The following is a 14,970-nucleotide window of genomic DNA, read 5'->3' as shown; positions in this document are numbered from 1 at the left end:
ATTTATACGTTTATTTGGATTCATACCGTGTCATTTTTATCCGGTATTGCTTAGGTGTAACACCTGTGTACTCTTTGAATAATTTGCAAAAGTAACCTTCGTTCACAATTCCCACTTCCTCACACAATTCCAATAAAGAATAATCCTGAATATTTAACAGCTCGAGAGCTAATTGGATTTTTTTACGGTTAATGTAGCTGATAACGCCTTCATTCATTGTTTTTTTGAACAAGCTGCTGAAATATGATGGGGCCAGATTCACTTCCTCGGCAATAGCCTCAAGCGTTATTCTCTGTTTCAGGTTGTGCTCTATATACCGCAAAGCACTCATAATTTCTATACGATGTAAAAGTTGGCCAGCTTGAACATATTCGAAGGTGAAGTCGCCAATATAGGCAAGCTGCTCCCGAAAGGTCATGAATTTTATGGGAAGCTCCGATACATCCGCGGTCACCGCGTTTCGGGATTTAAATTTCGCAGTAATACCTCTGTACAAGTCTTGGAGCATAGGTGCCATGACCGACTTATGAATTTTATAATTCTTCACCCATTGGTTCAGATCAGAGAGTTCTTGCTCCAGCTCTTCCTTGGATACTTGTCGTTGCACCCATCTGAGCCAATCATCCAGCTTCAGCTGAAAGTCCTCTTGTTTGTCATTATGATAATGTAAGCGATGCATGGGCGTTGTGACGACTCTCTCTTCATGATAATAGAAATCCTCACTCACGCTATTAGCTTCCATGTAAGCCTGTTTGATGGATTCCCAGCCCCGGTGGGGGCCTCCAAAAGCGACGGAAACCCTTTGATTCAAATATTGATGTAAATGGGAGATGATTTGAGTCCCCAATGAATGGCAAGCATATTCTGTGTCCATATCGCTGCGATGATTCTCCCAGGACAGAAAGCCGATAAAACGATTATCGGATAGATCCGCAGCTACGCCTCTGCCCCCATTCACCACCGTTTCTTCGATGATATTCGTAATCGCATATTTCAGGATGTTCTGATCTGACGCGGAATAATCGTTCCGGAAGCTCTCATACCGGTTCATTTCCACAATGAAGCAACAATAGCTTGCTTGAAAGAAATGGAATTGCATGCGATTGGCAAAATCCGATGCCCGGTGAGTTGGAATTTCCCCGCGGATCAGCTCGTTAAAAAACTGCTTGCGGACTCTATATTTATTCTCCAGCACGGATATGTGTAACGATTGAAATTCCGCTTCTTTGGACTTCACTTCATTTAAAATCCCCGCTGCCTTGGCCAGAGCGCGATCCAAATCCGCTTCCCTGAGCGGAACCTTAACAATGTACTCCAACACGTTGGCTTGAATGGCCCGCTGTGCGTATTCAAAGGATGAATAGGCAGTCAAAAGAATGTACTGGGTATGAGGAAGCTTAGGCTTTAGCTGCTCAATCATGGAAATTCCATCCATTCGCGGCATCACGATATCAGAGATCACGATATCCGGCTTAAGCTTTACGATCTCCTCTACCCCCTCCACCCCATTATTCGCTTTTCCCACTAAACGGAATCGTTTATCCCTATGGGAGAGCTCCTCAAAAAACAATTCCAAGCGCTGAATGATTAGATCTTCATCGTCAACAATAAAACAGGTGTAGTCTCTCACCATCATGCATCTCCTTTAAACAAGCCTGCCGGGAATTCGGCGCGAACACGGGTGATTTCCTTCGGTATGCTTATGATTTGGAGCCCGAATTGTTCTCCGTAGTGAAGTCTTATCCGGTCATGAATATTATTTAATCCGATTCTTTTCCTTCTCACTTCCACATCACCCGGTTCTGAAACCAGAATATGCTCTATGAGACCGGATGGAATTCCCTCGCCTTGATCAATCACTTCTATGATGACGTTGCTGGTCTCCCGGTAGGCATGAATAGTAATAGGGCCTTCGATCCCCCCTCCGTTATAGCCATGGAAGATACTATTCTCCACAAGGGGCTGCAGCAGCATCCGGAAAACAGGGAAATCTATTAATCCTGCTTCGATCTCTTCAATTAAGCGAAAGCTTCGGTTATAACGGATGTTCTGGATTGCGATATAGTCCGCTACATTTTGCAATTCCTGACGCAGGGAGACCTTCTCCGCAGCATCGGCCATCCCATACTCCAATATTGAAATGAGCGACTCGATGACCACATCTACTTTCTCTATTCGTCCGAGCCGGATGACGTTGCTGATCGAACCCAGCGTGTTATACAGAAAATGAGGGTTTATTTGCGACTGAAGCACTTGGATTTCCAGCTTCCGCTCCAGTTCATGATGAAGCTCCGCTCCCTGGATCAGCTCCACAATCTGCTGCAGCATACGATCAAATGTCCGGGAGAGATCTCCAAACTCATCGTTCCGGTTAATCGGGATTGGAGTTGTAAGAATACCTTGCTCCACCCGCTTCATTTTTGTTTTGAGCGCAAGGAGAGGGGTTCTTATATATTTGGCTATTAACAAAGAAATGAACAGACTTAACACAAAGCCTGCAGCCAGAAGCCCGATATAATAGGTTTCCAATCGGGACAACCCAGCTTTCAAGCGGGATTCATCGTTAATCGAGATCAGCGTCCAGTTGAATTTCTCCGTCGGTTTTTTCAGCAGGGAGACGGGCAGGCCTTCCTTGGTATGCAGTTGAAGGCTGGTTTCTGTAGTATCCAGAATTTGCTCCGCTGATGTATCACCGATTGAAAACGTATGATCTTGAATATTAATGGGTCCTTTATTTTCTGAGAATCCGGCAATGATTTTTCCCGAGGCAGTGAGCAGAGCCAGATTCATTTGTTCTTGGGTATTAATCTTGAACAAGGCTTCTTCAATGGCATTGAGATCCAGATCCACTGCAATGGCCATAGGAAACGGAGCGTTGTTCAGATAACGGACCATCGTAACGGTCCAGCCGGAATATTTAGATTTGTAAGGATCACTGACAAAGGTAATCCTTCTATTCTTGTCAGCCGCGTCAAACAATGGCTCTCTTTCCGCTAAAGATTCATCGAATATCCGGGTAGGCGCACTTCCGCCTAGAATGGATAAATCGCTTTTGATCAGATAAATATTACTGACGTAATTACTGTTGAGTTCATACAGCTCTCTTAATTGCTTTTTAATCACATCCAGATTGCCAATATTGGCTTTCACCGATGACTCGACCGAGAACAGGATCGTCTGGAAGGAGGAAAAATTAACAGTGAAATACTGATCCACCTTGTCAAGTATTTGGTTCGTGTAATACAGGTCAGAGGTTCTTATTTCCTTTTGGACATAGCGGTAAGACAATTGGCTGATCAGGATAATGCAGCTTAATACAAAAGCAAACACGAGTAAAAATAATTTTAAGGGCAAGCTGATTCTTCTTCGCATTGATCCTCTTCCTTTGAAATCCGGATGAAAGAAAGCATAGCCTATGACAATAAAGAGAGGGGCTAAGGATAGCCGCTCTCTTTTTAATAAGACAAGAATGTATATGCTTCGCGCGTTCTACTTGATTAAGCCCGCTTCTGTAAATTGCTTAATGACTGTGTCCTTATACTTCTGCATGTCAAACTTGGTCTCTAGCGTATGGAGGAACTTGTCCCAGTTGTCCAGCGGATCTTTGCCGGTCATAAATTTAACCAGGCTTTCATTAATGAAACGTTGGCGGTCTGTTGCCAATGTATCGTTCGGGTCCTCGGTCAATAAATTCCCGGGTAACGTAGGCGCTACGTATTGCTGATTGTTCTTAAAAGCTTCAGCCGTCTTAGGATTCTGGAAGCTGAAGTACTCAGCATCATCGCCATGACGCGGCATTCTGTAATGATCAACCCATAGATATTTTTCTTTCATTTCCTTCGATAATTCGGAGGTTTTATTCTTGATCTTACCATCTATCACATCCCAGTGAATCCCTTTAATTCCGTAGGCGAAGTTCGGATAGGCTTCCTCGTCCGTAAAGAGATAATTCAGCATGGCCAAGATCCGTATGATTTTGTCCTCATCCGCTTTTTTGGAGATGGCCCATGAATTACCCTGGAACGATTTTCTCTCTACAATCTGATCGCCATAAGGACCTGTCATTGGAGGAATGACGATCCATTCCGGGACTTCTCCGCTGATTTCTTTCATTTTCTGCTGATAATCCGGCTCCAGCCTGCGGGCATCTCTGATCATGAAGCCGACTTTGCCCTTAAATAACTTTTGGTCGAGCAAATCGGGAGTATTCATCGTCACCCAGTCGGGATCTACCACTTTGGCTTCCATCATTTTATGAATATAAGCGAGCGCTTCTTTCATTTTGGGATCGGTGAACAGGAACACCGGTTGATTATCCTTCACATCAATGGCTGAGGGAGGATTAACGCCGAACATCCACATCAGGCTATCGAAGCCGTAGGTTTGCAGATTGCCTTCTTTATTCATACCGCCGATGAATCCGTACGTATCGTTCTTGCCGTTACCGTCCGGGTCCTTTTCTGTAAAGGCTTTCATAACTTCAAATAACTCGTCCGGGGTTGTTGGCACTTCCATGTTCAGCTTTTTCAGCCAATCATTGCGGATAAAAAAGCTTCGGCTGATCCCATTTACGTTATCATAACCTGGAACGCCAATGGTTTTGCCTTGATAGGACATCGCTTCCCATGAGTCGCTGCTGAATCGTTTCTGTAATGCCGGAAATTGATCCAGATACGGTGTCAGATCGGCAAGGACGCCTTGGTCATAATATTGTGCGAGATCAGACCGGCTTTTTAAGAAGATCAAATCTGGAATATCTCCTCCGGCAATCAGCGTATTTAATTTAGTCGTTGCTTGCCCGGATTGCGGAATCATCATTTCAAGGTCGATATTCACTGCTTTTTCCAGCATTTGGCGCTGGATATCTTCATCACGGGGAGGAATCGGAGCAGCAGCGTTGAAGGTGCCTTGGTTAAACATCGAGATTTTTAATTTGGTTCCATAGGGATTAGACTCGTCTTGCGAATTATTCACGGCTGTCGATTTCACTTCTTTTTGTTCCCCGCATCCTGACAATACCGTTCCGACCCCCACGATTGCTGTCAGAATAGCTGATGTAATGACTCTACGCTTCATAATGACCTCTCCTTTGCTTCTATATTATCACGGTTTCCCCGTAACAACTCAGGTTGGAATGCTTTTACCCTTTAACCGATCCCAGGAGCACACCTTTAGTAAAATGCTTTTGCATGAATGGGTACACGATCAAAATTGGAATTGTCGTCACAACAACTGCGGCCATTTGCACAGCGAACGTACTAACCGCCCCGGAATTGGCAAGCGAATCAGCGCTTTGGGTGGCGACATTAAGCAGGATGTTGCGCAAGATCACTTGCAGCGGCATTAAGCTGGAATCATTGATATATACAATAGCGTCGAAATAACTGTTCCAGTGACCGACTGCGTAGAATAAGGAAATGGTGGAGAGAACGGGCAAGGACAAGGGTAAAATGATCCGCCATAACGACTGAAGCTCACTTGCACCGTCTACCCTTGCGGATTCCTCGATTTCAGCAGGCAATTGCTCGAAGAAGCCTTTGATGATCACCAGATTAAATGCACTGATGAGCTGCGGAATAATCAATACCCACGGACTGTTTAGCAAGCCCAGTGAGCGGATTAATAAATAGGTCGGAATTAAACCTCCCCCAAACATCATCGTAAAGACAATGAATAGTAAAAATGGGCTTCGTCCCGGTAAATATTTTTTGGATAACGGATAAGCCGCTATTACCGTAAAAAACACATTCAGCAGGGTGCCGACAATCGTTCGGAACAAGGTGATTTTATACGCCTGCCCGATCCCATGAGAAATGAATACTTCTTTATAGGCTAGAAAGGTAAAGGTCTCTGGAATAATAACAATGCCTCTTCTTAACACTTCCGATTCTGGCGTCATAGACACAGCAACTACATAAAGAAAGGGAAGTAAGCAAAGTAAGGATAGCAAAATAAGAAGACAATAAACGACAGCTTGCCAGACCTTTTCCCCGGTTGTCATATGAATCATATTGAATACCACCTCACCAAATTTGCCCGTCGAATTTTTTTGCAAGCTTATTCGCTGCCAACACTAGACCAAATCCGATGACAGCTTTGAACAATCCCACAGCGGTAGCGAGCCCGATCTTAAGCCGCTCTAGCCCTTCACGGTATACCCAGGTGTCGATAATGTCGATCTTCTCTTGATTAAAGGTGTTAGCGAACATAAATATCTGATCAAAGCCTGCATCCAGAATATGGCTTAATTTAAGGATCAGCATCAGAATCATGACTCCGCGAATACCGGGAAGTGTGACATGCCATAACTGCCTCAGCTTGGAGGCGCCATCCATTCGTGCCGCTTCATATAGACTGGGATCGATTCCTGCTAATGCGGCAAGGTACAATATCGCTCCCCAGCCAATATCCTTCCATATTTCAGATAAGATGATCAGCAGTCTGCCCCAGGCAGGTTCCGTTAGAAAGGAGATGGGTTCAACACCGAAATCCTTCATAATCATGTTAATCAGACCATCGCCTGGGGCTAATAATGCCACCATCATTCCATAAACAATGACCCACGACAGAAAATGGGGCAAATACGTGATCGTTTGGACGATTTTCTTAAACCATTGGGTATAGACTTCATTAAGCAGCAAAGCGAGCAGGACAGGAGCGGAGAAGCCGAACAATAGCTTATACAGCGAGATGATAATCGTATTTCTCATGATGTCCCAGAAATAAACGCCGTTTATGAAATCTGTGAAGTTTCTAAATCCCACCCATGGGCTATCCCATAGACCCAATGCAAGATTGTAGTTTTTAAACGCAATCACGATTCCCGCCATAGGAATGTATTTGAATACGGCAAAGTACACTAATGCCGGGAACAAGAGCGCGTACATCACTCTATACTTTTTTATCGCCCTTATCCATGAATTCCGCTGTTTGGGGAGGGGAATGGCGTCCGCTGCCAATTTTGCTTGCATCTCATCACCTCGTCTTTGTTTATAGGGGTATAATAGCATCCCCCAGCCCGGGTGAATTTCTGTGATTTCAAGAATTTCTTATAAGATATTAATCTGAATTGTGAAGGAAGGCGGATTACGAAAAAACCCTCAGGACGCTAGAATCGCGTTCCTGAGGGTTCATGCATTGTTTATTGATCATATGGAATCAACATTAGGCTGGGTGACTTCATGTTCCTCCAGCAGCCGTTTGAGCTTTTGGCGTTGGCGTTTTTCCCGTTGACGGCGTTCTTTGTCCTCCTCCTTGAGTGCCTTAAGCAGGGAGAAGCACATGCCGATTAATACAATGGCAAAGGGCAACGCTGCTACAATAGAAGCGGTCTGAAGACCGCTTAATCCGCCGCTAAGCAGCAGTACTACAGCGATGGCGGATTGCAGAATGCCCCAGGTTAATTTCACTCTTGCACTTGGATTCAGCTTGCCGTCTGACGTCAGCATACCCAGCACAAAGGTAGCCGAATCGGCTGACGTGATAAAAAAAGTAATAATCAGAAGCGTGGCTATAAACGCTATGATAGTTCCTAAGGGGAGCTGCTGCAGTGTGATAAATAAGGCGGTAGTTGTATCTTGTTTAACAGCTGCTGCTATCTCGGCCGCATTAAACAATTCGAGATGCAGGCCCGTTCCGCCAAATACCGCAAACCAGATAAAACCGAACAAACTCGGTATCAGCAGGACGCAAATAACAAACTCCTTGATCGTCCTTCCCTTGGAAACTCTGGCAATGAATGTTCCCACAAAGGGCGCCCAGGCAATCCACCAGGCCCAATAGAATAATGTCCATGCTCCGATCCAGGTTTGCTTGGAAAAAGGCGTTAATCTTAAGCTCATGTTGATGATATTTTGCAGATAGCTGCCTAACGTGGTGGTAAAGGTGTCGAATATAAACGCAGTCGGACCTGTGATCCATACGAACAGCATCAAAAGAATTGCGATCATCAGGTTGGTGTTGCTGAGAATTTTGATTCCTTTGTCCAGACCGGTAGTGGCAGAGATGAGGAACAGCACAGTCACTACCGCGATAATAACAACCTGAGCTACTTCTGTATTAGGAACTCCAAAGATATAATGCAGCCCTCCGTTTATCTGCAGGGCCCCGAGACCCAGGGAAGTCGCTACCCCAAAAATAGTGGCAATGACCGCCAGGATATCGATGGCCTTGCCCAGCCAGCCGGAAACTACCCGCTCCCCGAGTAAAGGGATAAAGGTTGAGCTGATCAGGCCTTTGTAGCCTTTGCGGAACTGGAAATAAGCAAGCGTCAAGCCGATGACGGCATAAATTGCCCACGGATGCAGTCCCCAGTGGAAAAAAGAATACCGCATGGAGATCCGCGCTGCTGCTGTTGTCCCTCCTTCTACGCCTTCCGGTGGAGACAAATAGTGGGACAACGGCTCGGCTACACCCCAGAAGACAAGCCCGATCCCCATTCCTGCGCTGAATAACATCGACAGCCATGAAATTGTAGAATATTCCGGTTCATCGTCATCATCTCCCAGCCGGATATTGCCGAATCTGCTGAAGGCTAAATAGAAGGTGAAGATCAAGAAGAACAGAGTCGCCAGCAGATAGAACCAGCCGAAATTATGAATGGAGAAAGTGTACGCAGCATTAGCGGTACTGGCCATCTGGTCAGGTGCGACTGCTCCCCATATGGCAAAAATCGCTACGATGGTAATTGAAATGATAAAAACCATAATGAACCTCCAGTGATTATATATGTATAATGGGCAGAACGAAAACCCTCAGAACGCATTAGAGGCTTCCTGAGGGTCTATCCATTGTCTTTTCCTTCAGGGTCCTGCTCAGTTCTGTCTGTTCTCCACCGATTTCATCCGGTTCTGGTCGTCAGGCACCCGGTCATTGCTGAATTCCTGACCTGCTTCCACTTCCCCGCCTTCGGATACAGCCCGGGCAAAGTTAGTGAACTGTCTCTTCTCCTCATCCTGCTCATGCTTCAGCTTCAAAAGCTCCTTAGGGTCCTGAGTTGTCATTGTGCCAACCTCCTGAGAAATCAAATCTTCTTGTATACTTGCACTATATAAGTTTTTGCATTATACCCCTGTACTTATGCACGAAATTCTCCGAAAACTTAGACCCCGGATCTTTCCAATTATTCATTAACCCTATGAAGCAATAAGGAATCAGGAAGACCCAGTAAGAAAGAGCCCGCTCATTGCAGGCTCTCACTCCTTCAAGTGTTCGAGTATAGCACAAGGCCGGCCGTCAAATATAATATTCGATATGGGCTTCATCGTACTTCGTCGGATTGGGCTGCGGAATACAGGTAACGGCCAATGCTGCGAGCCCCATAACGCTTATACAGACGAACGACGCCCGAAACGCGGTAAGTAGTCCTGCCTCCGGGAAAATATTCTGGGCCAGACGGTATAGTGTCCCGCCCAGCGTGACGCCCATGCCCATGCCGATGGTCCGGCTCATATTAAGCGTTGCTCCAGCTACGCCAAGCCGTGCCGCCGGTACGTTGCCCATGACATTACTGTTGTTGGGCGGCGTAAACAGGCCCATGCCTCCGCCCACCAGCCCCAAACCGAGCAGGAGCCGGGCAATGTCGCCATCACTGCGAATCGACGCCAGAGCGGCACAGCCTATCAGTAGCGCAACAATACCGGTAATAGCGGGCAGCCGGATGCCGAACCGGTCCGCGAGATAGCCCGAGACCGGCGTCATTAGCGTCATCCCGATCGGAACAAACGACAGATACAGTCCCGCACGGATAGAATTGGCATGGAAGACAGCCTCCATCAGAAACGGACTGAGCAGCAGCACGCTATACATGACGGTAAAGGCTAAGAACCCTGTCAGATTTCCACGGATAAAGATGCTGCTGCGGAACAACGCCAGGTCCATCAGCGGAACGGGCGCATGCTGCTCTTCCCGGATGAATGAGGTCAAGGCCAGCAATGCACTGAATGACCCGATTAATATAACCGGTGAAGCCCAGCCGAGAGCGGTTCCGTTATTAAGGATATAGACCAGAAAAACCAGAAACGGAATGAGGAATATCATCCCCCAAAGATCGAACGATTCCCTCTTCTTGGCATTATCTTGCGGAAGCAGCAGAATCCCGAGAATCGTCCCGATGATCCCGATGGGAATGTTAATGTAGAATAGCCAGCGCCAATCTCCCATGGCCAAAAGTCCGCCGCCGATAACCGGCCCCAGACTGAGACCGATGCCCTGTGCACTGGCCTGGATTCCGATCGCTTTGCCCCGATGCTGCGGCGGGGTCGCGGCCGTAATGATCGCTACGCTGTTCGCCTGGAGCATCGCTGCGCCTACAGCCTGCAACACCCTGGCAAGCAAAAGAACGCCAAAGGTTGGCGCCAGCCCGCAGAGTAATGAACTGATCAGGAATACTGTGAATCCGCCGGTGTACATCCATTTGCGGCCCAGCATATCTGCTAACCGGCCGAAGGGAATGACAAGCGATGCTAGTGTGAGCAGATATACGAGGCTGATCCACTCCACCGTTGCCATGGATACATTCAACTGCGCAACCAAGGACGGCAGAGCCAGATTGATGATGCTTGCGTCAAGCGCCGCCATGAATGCGCCGATGCATACGGTTGAAACGACAAGCCAGTGATAGCCCTTGCGGGCCGACAGAGACTTAGGAGGGCTATTGTGGATGAACTGGGATGGACTGATCAAGCTGTTATCCTCCTTTTTGTAGTGAATATACCACTTGGATTGTTTTCACACTTTAATGATTTTAACATGAATTACTTTGCATTAGGACTTAAGGAGGAACAAAAGATTGATTATTCCGTCACTTTTAACAGCACGCCATCTTTATTCTCATAGCTCCTCTTTTCATTTTTGACGATCTTATTCATAATCTCTTCTTCCAGGTTAATCCCCAGAATTTCCGCCAGCCCAATCAGGTAGATGGCAACATCCGCCAATTCTTCGCCGAGGTCGTCTTTCTTCTTCCGGTAAGCATCGCAGGCTTCTGACAGTTCGCCGTGGGTCAGGCAGAATTCCTGATAAATATCAGTTACATTGAACCCCTTCTCCAGCTTGTTCTGATACACTCTCTTTTGAAGTTGTAGTAAATCAATCATTGTACCCACTCCTATCTTCTGTCTTATTGAACTAACTTATTGAACTGATCCTATATGCTTGCGTAAATGCACTAACGACATGGGCTGGATTCGCTGAGCTTCGGCGATATTCTCATACAACAGGTGGCTCTTGCCTGCCTGGGCAAACGAATCACGTAAGGCTGCGATCCTTCCTTTTTTGAGATCAAGGAACTGGAAGTCCACCTGCTTCAGATGCTTCATTGCGGTCAAAGGCTCTAACTCCTTCGCAGTCACGGCTGCAGAAATCTCTCTTAGCTGTAACATTTCAAGCTGCGTTGCGGTCCATAAAGGGGCAATGTCATCCAGGGACTTCATCTGATCGAGTTCAAGCTGTATGAGCCCCGGCATATTCGAAAAGTCACACAGAGCCTCCAGCTTCGGCAAGGATAAGTTCAGGTATGTAAGGTTGCTCATGGACTCCAGGGCATCTATCTCTGTTAAGTGACGGATAGCCGCCAGACTCAGCATGGGGACTGTAGAATCTGCAAGCGCATCCAGTGACCCTTTCAAGATGGAGTCATGAATGAAGAGGCACAGCAGCTTCGGCAACCGGCGGACAAATTCCAGCTCATGAATCGTAGTCCGCAAGATTAAGGTATCCAGGCTGGAAGCATCACCTATCGGCGTTAAGTCCTTAAATTGCCCATGCACCGAGAGATATTGCAGCTGCTTGAAGCTTGCGAGGAAGCTTAGGTCAATTGGCTTTTTGGCCGAAATGGATAAAAACTGCAGCCGCGCTAACTTACCAAGTACACTCAGATCCACACTATGAAACAGATTCAACTCCATGGCTGTGATGTGCTGCAGTTCCGCTAGGGTCTGCAGCAATTCCTCCGGATAGCGCACTTTCTTGTCCGCTTGGTTAATCGACAAGACCAGATCCGGGCGTTCGGCAAATACATGCTGATCTAATTCCTGCAGATCCTGAAGCTTGTCCACATCGATGACATACGAAATAAGCGCCCGCTGTCTAAGCGCTTTCACCGCCTGATCCATTGTACCTCTTGTCCAAGGTGCTCCATTCATGGAGTTAGTCCATACTCCCATTCCCGTGATCCCCCGTTCCTTCGGATATAAAAAGTCCCGCCTGTTTGTGGCAGACGGGATTAAGACTAAGTCATACTTATTGAGCGGCTACCTCATAACTTGCGCACCACATAGATGAGATTCATTCCACAATCTAGCGTGCCGGGTAATTTGGTGAACGCAATTTCATGTTCGACAATCAGCTTCCAGAATTCCTGGTCACCCCGGGCATTCTCCAAGGCAGCGTCTCCAGCTTGCGTATATAGTCCGGCAGAGCTTCTCTCCAGAATATTAACCGGAAACTGGGCAAATAAAGCATCTAATTCAGAACTTCTCATCATATGGACGTAATGCTTGCTGGGAACGGGATAATGCTCTTCATCTTGAATCCCTGTGTTCATGATCCACTTGGTAGCCTCAATGCCGAACAGGTCTTTCTCATACCGGATGCCATCCAGATAATACATGGAAGCGCCGATGAAGCTCATCGATCCCAGGATCAATATCCCGCCCGGCTTCAGTACTCTCAGGAGCTCCCGGATGCCATCCGTCTCTCTGTCCAAGAGATAGTTAATGACACCGCCGATACATACCACAGTGTCGAACGTACCCTCTTCAAACACGCTCATATCCAGCACATCTAGTACATGGTATGCCTTGATTTTGTCCGCCAGGGACAGCTCTTGCATTTTGGACTTGTTGAATTCTATCTGATGGCTCGACAGATCAGCAACGGTCAACTCAGAACACATGGTCACCAGGTCCTTAGTATACCTGCCTGAACCTGCACCAATCTCCAGCACTCTATCTGCACTCTTAGTGTAACGCTGAAGAATATCCAGATGCACCTGATACAAAAGCTCGCCTGGCCCATCCTTCGTAAGCCGTGTCCATTCACGGTCACTATAGTTGTCGTACCGGGTTCTCGGGATTTCGGGGTTGTAACTCATGAAAGCCTCTCCTTTTCATATTCAATTGGAACATCGGAGTAATACCGCTAATGTCGCTAATGTCGCTAATGTCGCTAATGTCGCTAATATCGCTAATATCGCCTGCACTCATACAACCACCTCCTCCTTGGAATCCGTCTTCATCTATTATACTAGGCCTCGTTCCATTTGGCATCCTAAATTTCCCAGACCGATCAGCCGGATGATTATCGAAGTTACTACTAGAGCTATACCAGGGAACTGACATGGGCCACTTGCCGAACGGTATCCAGAATAATCGGGGAATGGCTGTCGTTGGTCAGAATGACCAGGGTATCCCCTGCCTGAAGCACGAGGCTTCCGGTAGGAATGATTTCGTCAGTTCCCCTTTTGACGGATACGATCAGGCAATAGTCCGGCCATTGGTATTGGCCTATGCCGGTTCCGTCCAGCATCGAGCCTTGATGCACAGGGATCTCCAGAATGATTTTATTTATTTCTGCATGATCCACAGCGTCCTTCCCGTGCAGGAATCTCTCCAACAGCACTTCATAGACGGGCAAGGAACGGAACCATTCGGCCGTCATATAAGCAGTGAGACATACAATACCGATCGGCAGCAGGTTCGTAAAGGAGCCGGTCATTTCCGTAATCAGAATGATGCCGGTGATCGGAGCCTTCAAGCTTGCCGTCAGCAGGCCGGCCATGGCGGCAATCAGCAAATAACCCTCATCCAGCGAATGTCCTCCCAGCAGGCCGTTGGCAATTTGACAGTATAGGGTGCCTATTAGCCCTCCGAGAACAAGCATTGGCAGGAAGATCCCTCCGGGTGCAGATGAACCGTAACTGACGAGGGTGAACAGGAATTTCACAACCAGCAGAAGCAGCAATACCTTTATAGGATAGGGGCTTTCGACCAAATCGTTGATTACGCCGTTTCCTCCCCCCAGAACTGCAGGGAATGTCAGTCCAAGCACACCGGCCAGCACGAAGGGAACTACCGGCCGGGCTTGTGCCGGAATCCACTTCACTCTGGCGTACAGATCCTGGAACAAGTATAGGCCCTTATTAAAGCCGATGCCTGAAATGCCAACCAACATCCCCAGCAGCACCAGATGATAATAACTGGACAGCGGCAGTGATCCCATCCCTGAGAAGTTGAACACGGGGGCGAGTCCGAAGAACTCTTTGGATATAAAATCAGCCACCAGCGACGAGGTTAAGGCGGAGATCATAATCAGCGGGGAGAAATTCATGTGCACTTCTTCCAGGGCGAAAATAACGCCCGCGATAGGCGCATTGAAGGCGGCTGCAAGTCCCGCGCTGGCTCCGCAGGTAATCAGGATATGTGCCTCCGTCTTAGACTTGTGGAACACCCGGCTGAAGCCTTCGGCCATCAGAGCACCGATCTGAATCGAAGGTCCTTCCCGTCCCAGAGAGAGGCCGGCTCCGATGCTGACCGCGCCGCCAACGAATTTGGCGGTGACCGCCTTCCACCAGTTAAGCTGGAGCCGGTTCTGGAGCACCGCCTTCACCTGAGGAATGCCGCTTCCCGAAATGCCGGGCTGCTTCTTAACAAGCATTCCCGTATACCAGCCGGCCAGAACCAGAACCGCCAGCCATAATGGGACCACCCATAGATGATTTCTCTGATACTGATAAAAGATTAAAGATTGCTTAAGTGACTCCTCCAGCACGAAGCGGAACATGACAACCACCGTACCTGATAGTATGCCTATGGCTATACCGCCTGCCAAAAGCCGGAATTTGAAATCAAACCAAGTATCCAGCTGTTTGCGGATCGAATGCTGATTCAATGCAAGTACCTTCTTTTCTTTTTTTGACATAGCTAATATGGTAACAGTATGAGCTTATAAAATCCATGATTTTTGTGGCGC

12 protein-coding genes are annotated in these 14,970 nt (G+C 47.4%); all 12 read right to left on the bottom strand.

Translation table 11 applies throughout. The features are described 5' to 3' along the window. Positions 1–10: 10 nt before the first annotated feature. Entirely contained in the window at positions 11–1,636 is a 1,626-nt protein-coding gene (locus MKZ07_RS07310) for an AraC family transcriptional regulator (protein ID WP_341025374.1), read from the bottom strand. After that, a complete protein-coding gene (locus tag MKZ07_RS07305; protein WP_341025372.1) occupies positions 1,633–3,372 on the bottom strand; it encodes a sensor histidine kinase in 1,740 nt (579 codons plus the stop codon). The genes MKZ07_RS07310 and MKZ07_RS07305 overlap by 4 nt, the downstream gene beginning before the upstream one ends. Positions 3,373–3,489: 117 nt before the next feature. Beyond that, complete coding sequence (locus MKZ07_RS07300) at positions 3,490–5,076, bottom strand: extracellular solute-binding protein (RefSeq protein WP_341025370.1); 1,587 nt, start codon at positions 5,074–5,076, stop codon at positions 3,490–3,492. A gap of 64 nt (positions 5,077–5,140) precedes the next feature. Further along, on the bottom strand, positions 5,141–6,010 hold the full coding sequence (locus MKZ07_RS07295; protein ID WP_076153806.1) for a carbohydrate ABC transporter permease: 870 nt from the start codon (positions 6,008–6,010) through the stop codon (positions 5,141–5,143). A 13-nt stretch (positions 6,011–6,023) separates the two neighbouring features. Further along, positions 6,024–6,971 (bottom strand): ABC transporter permease, encoded by a 948-nt coding sequence (locus MKZ07_RS07290; RefSeq protein WP_076154114.1) that lies wholly within the window; start codon positions 6,969–6,971, stop codon positions 6,024–6,026. A 177-nt stretch (positions 6,972–7,148) separates the two neighbouring features. Then, a complete protein-coding gene (locus MKZ07_RS07285; protein ID WP_341025368.1) occupies positions 7,149–8,705 on the bottom strand; it encodes a glycine betaine uptake BCCT transporter in 1,557 nt (518 codons plus the stop codon). Positions 8,706–8,813: 108 nt separating this feature from the next. Continuing rightward, the gene (locus MKZ07_RS07280) at positions 8,814–9,002 is read right to left on the bottom strand and encodes a hypothetical protein (RefSeq protein ID WP_076153808.1); all 189 of its coding nucleotides are present in this window, start codon (positions 9,000–9,002) and stop codon (positions 8,814–8,816) included. A gap of 232 nt (positions 9,003–9,234) precedes the next feature. Further along, positions 9,235–10,683, bottom strand: a complete 1,449-nt coding sequence (locus tag MKZ07_RS07275) for an MFS transporter (protein ID WP_076153809.1) — start codon at positions 10,681–10,683, stop codon at positions 9,235–9,237. A gap of 110 nt (positions 10,684–10,793) precedes the next feature. After that, the gene (locus MKZ07_RS07270) at positions 10,794–11,096 is read right to left on the bottom strand and encodes a MazG-like family protein (RefSeq protein ID WP_341025366.1); all 303 of its coding nucleotides are present in this window, start codon (positions 11,094–11,096) and stop codon (positions 10,794–10,796) included. Positions 11,097–11,132: 36 nt separating this feature from the next. After that, entirely contained in the window at positions 11,133–12,164 is a 1,032-nt protein-coding gene (locus MKZ07_RS07265; protein WP_341025364.1) for a hypothetical protein, read from the bottom strand. 92 nt (positions 12,165–12,256) lie between these two features. Continuing rightward, positions 12,257–13,093 (bottom strand): class I SAM-dependent methyltransferase, encoded by an 837-nt coding sequence (locus MKZ07_RS07260; RefSeq protein WP_076153811.1) that lies wholly within the window; start codon positions 13,091–13,093, stop codon positions 12,257–12,259. A 227-nt stretch (positions 13,094–13,320) separates the two neighbouring features. Then, a complete protein-coding gene (locus MKZ07_RS07255) occupies positions 13,321–14,889 on the bottom strand; it encodes a ClC family H(+)/Cl(-) exchange transporter (RefSeq protein WP_341025362.1) in 1,569 nt (522 codons plus the stop codon). Positions 14,890–14,970 lie beyond the last annotated feature (81 nt).

Source organism: Paenibacillus sp. FSL P4-0338, from assembly GCF_038002365.1.
GTDB lineage: Bacteria > Bacillota > Bacilli > Paenibacillales > Paenibacillaceae > Paenibacillus_AQ.
This window is presented reverse-complemented; position numbering and strand designations above follow the sequence as displayed.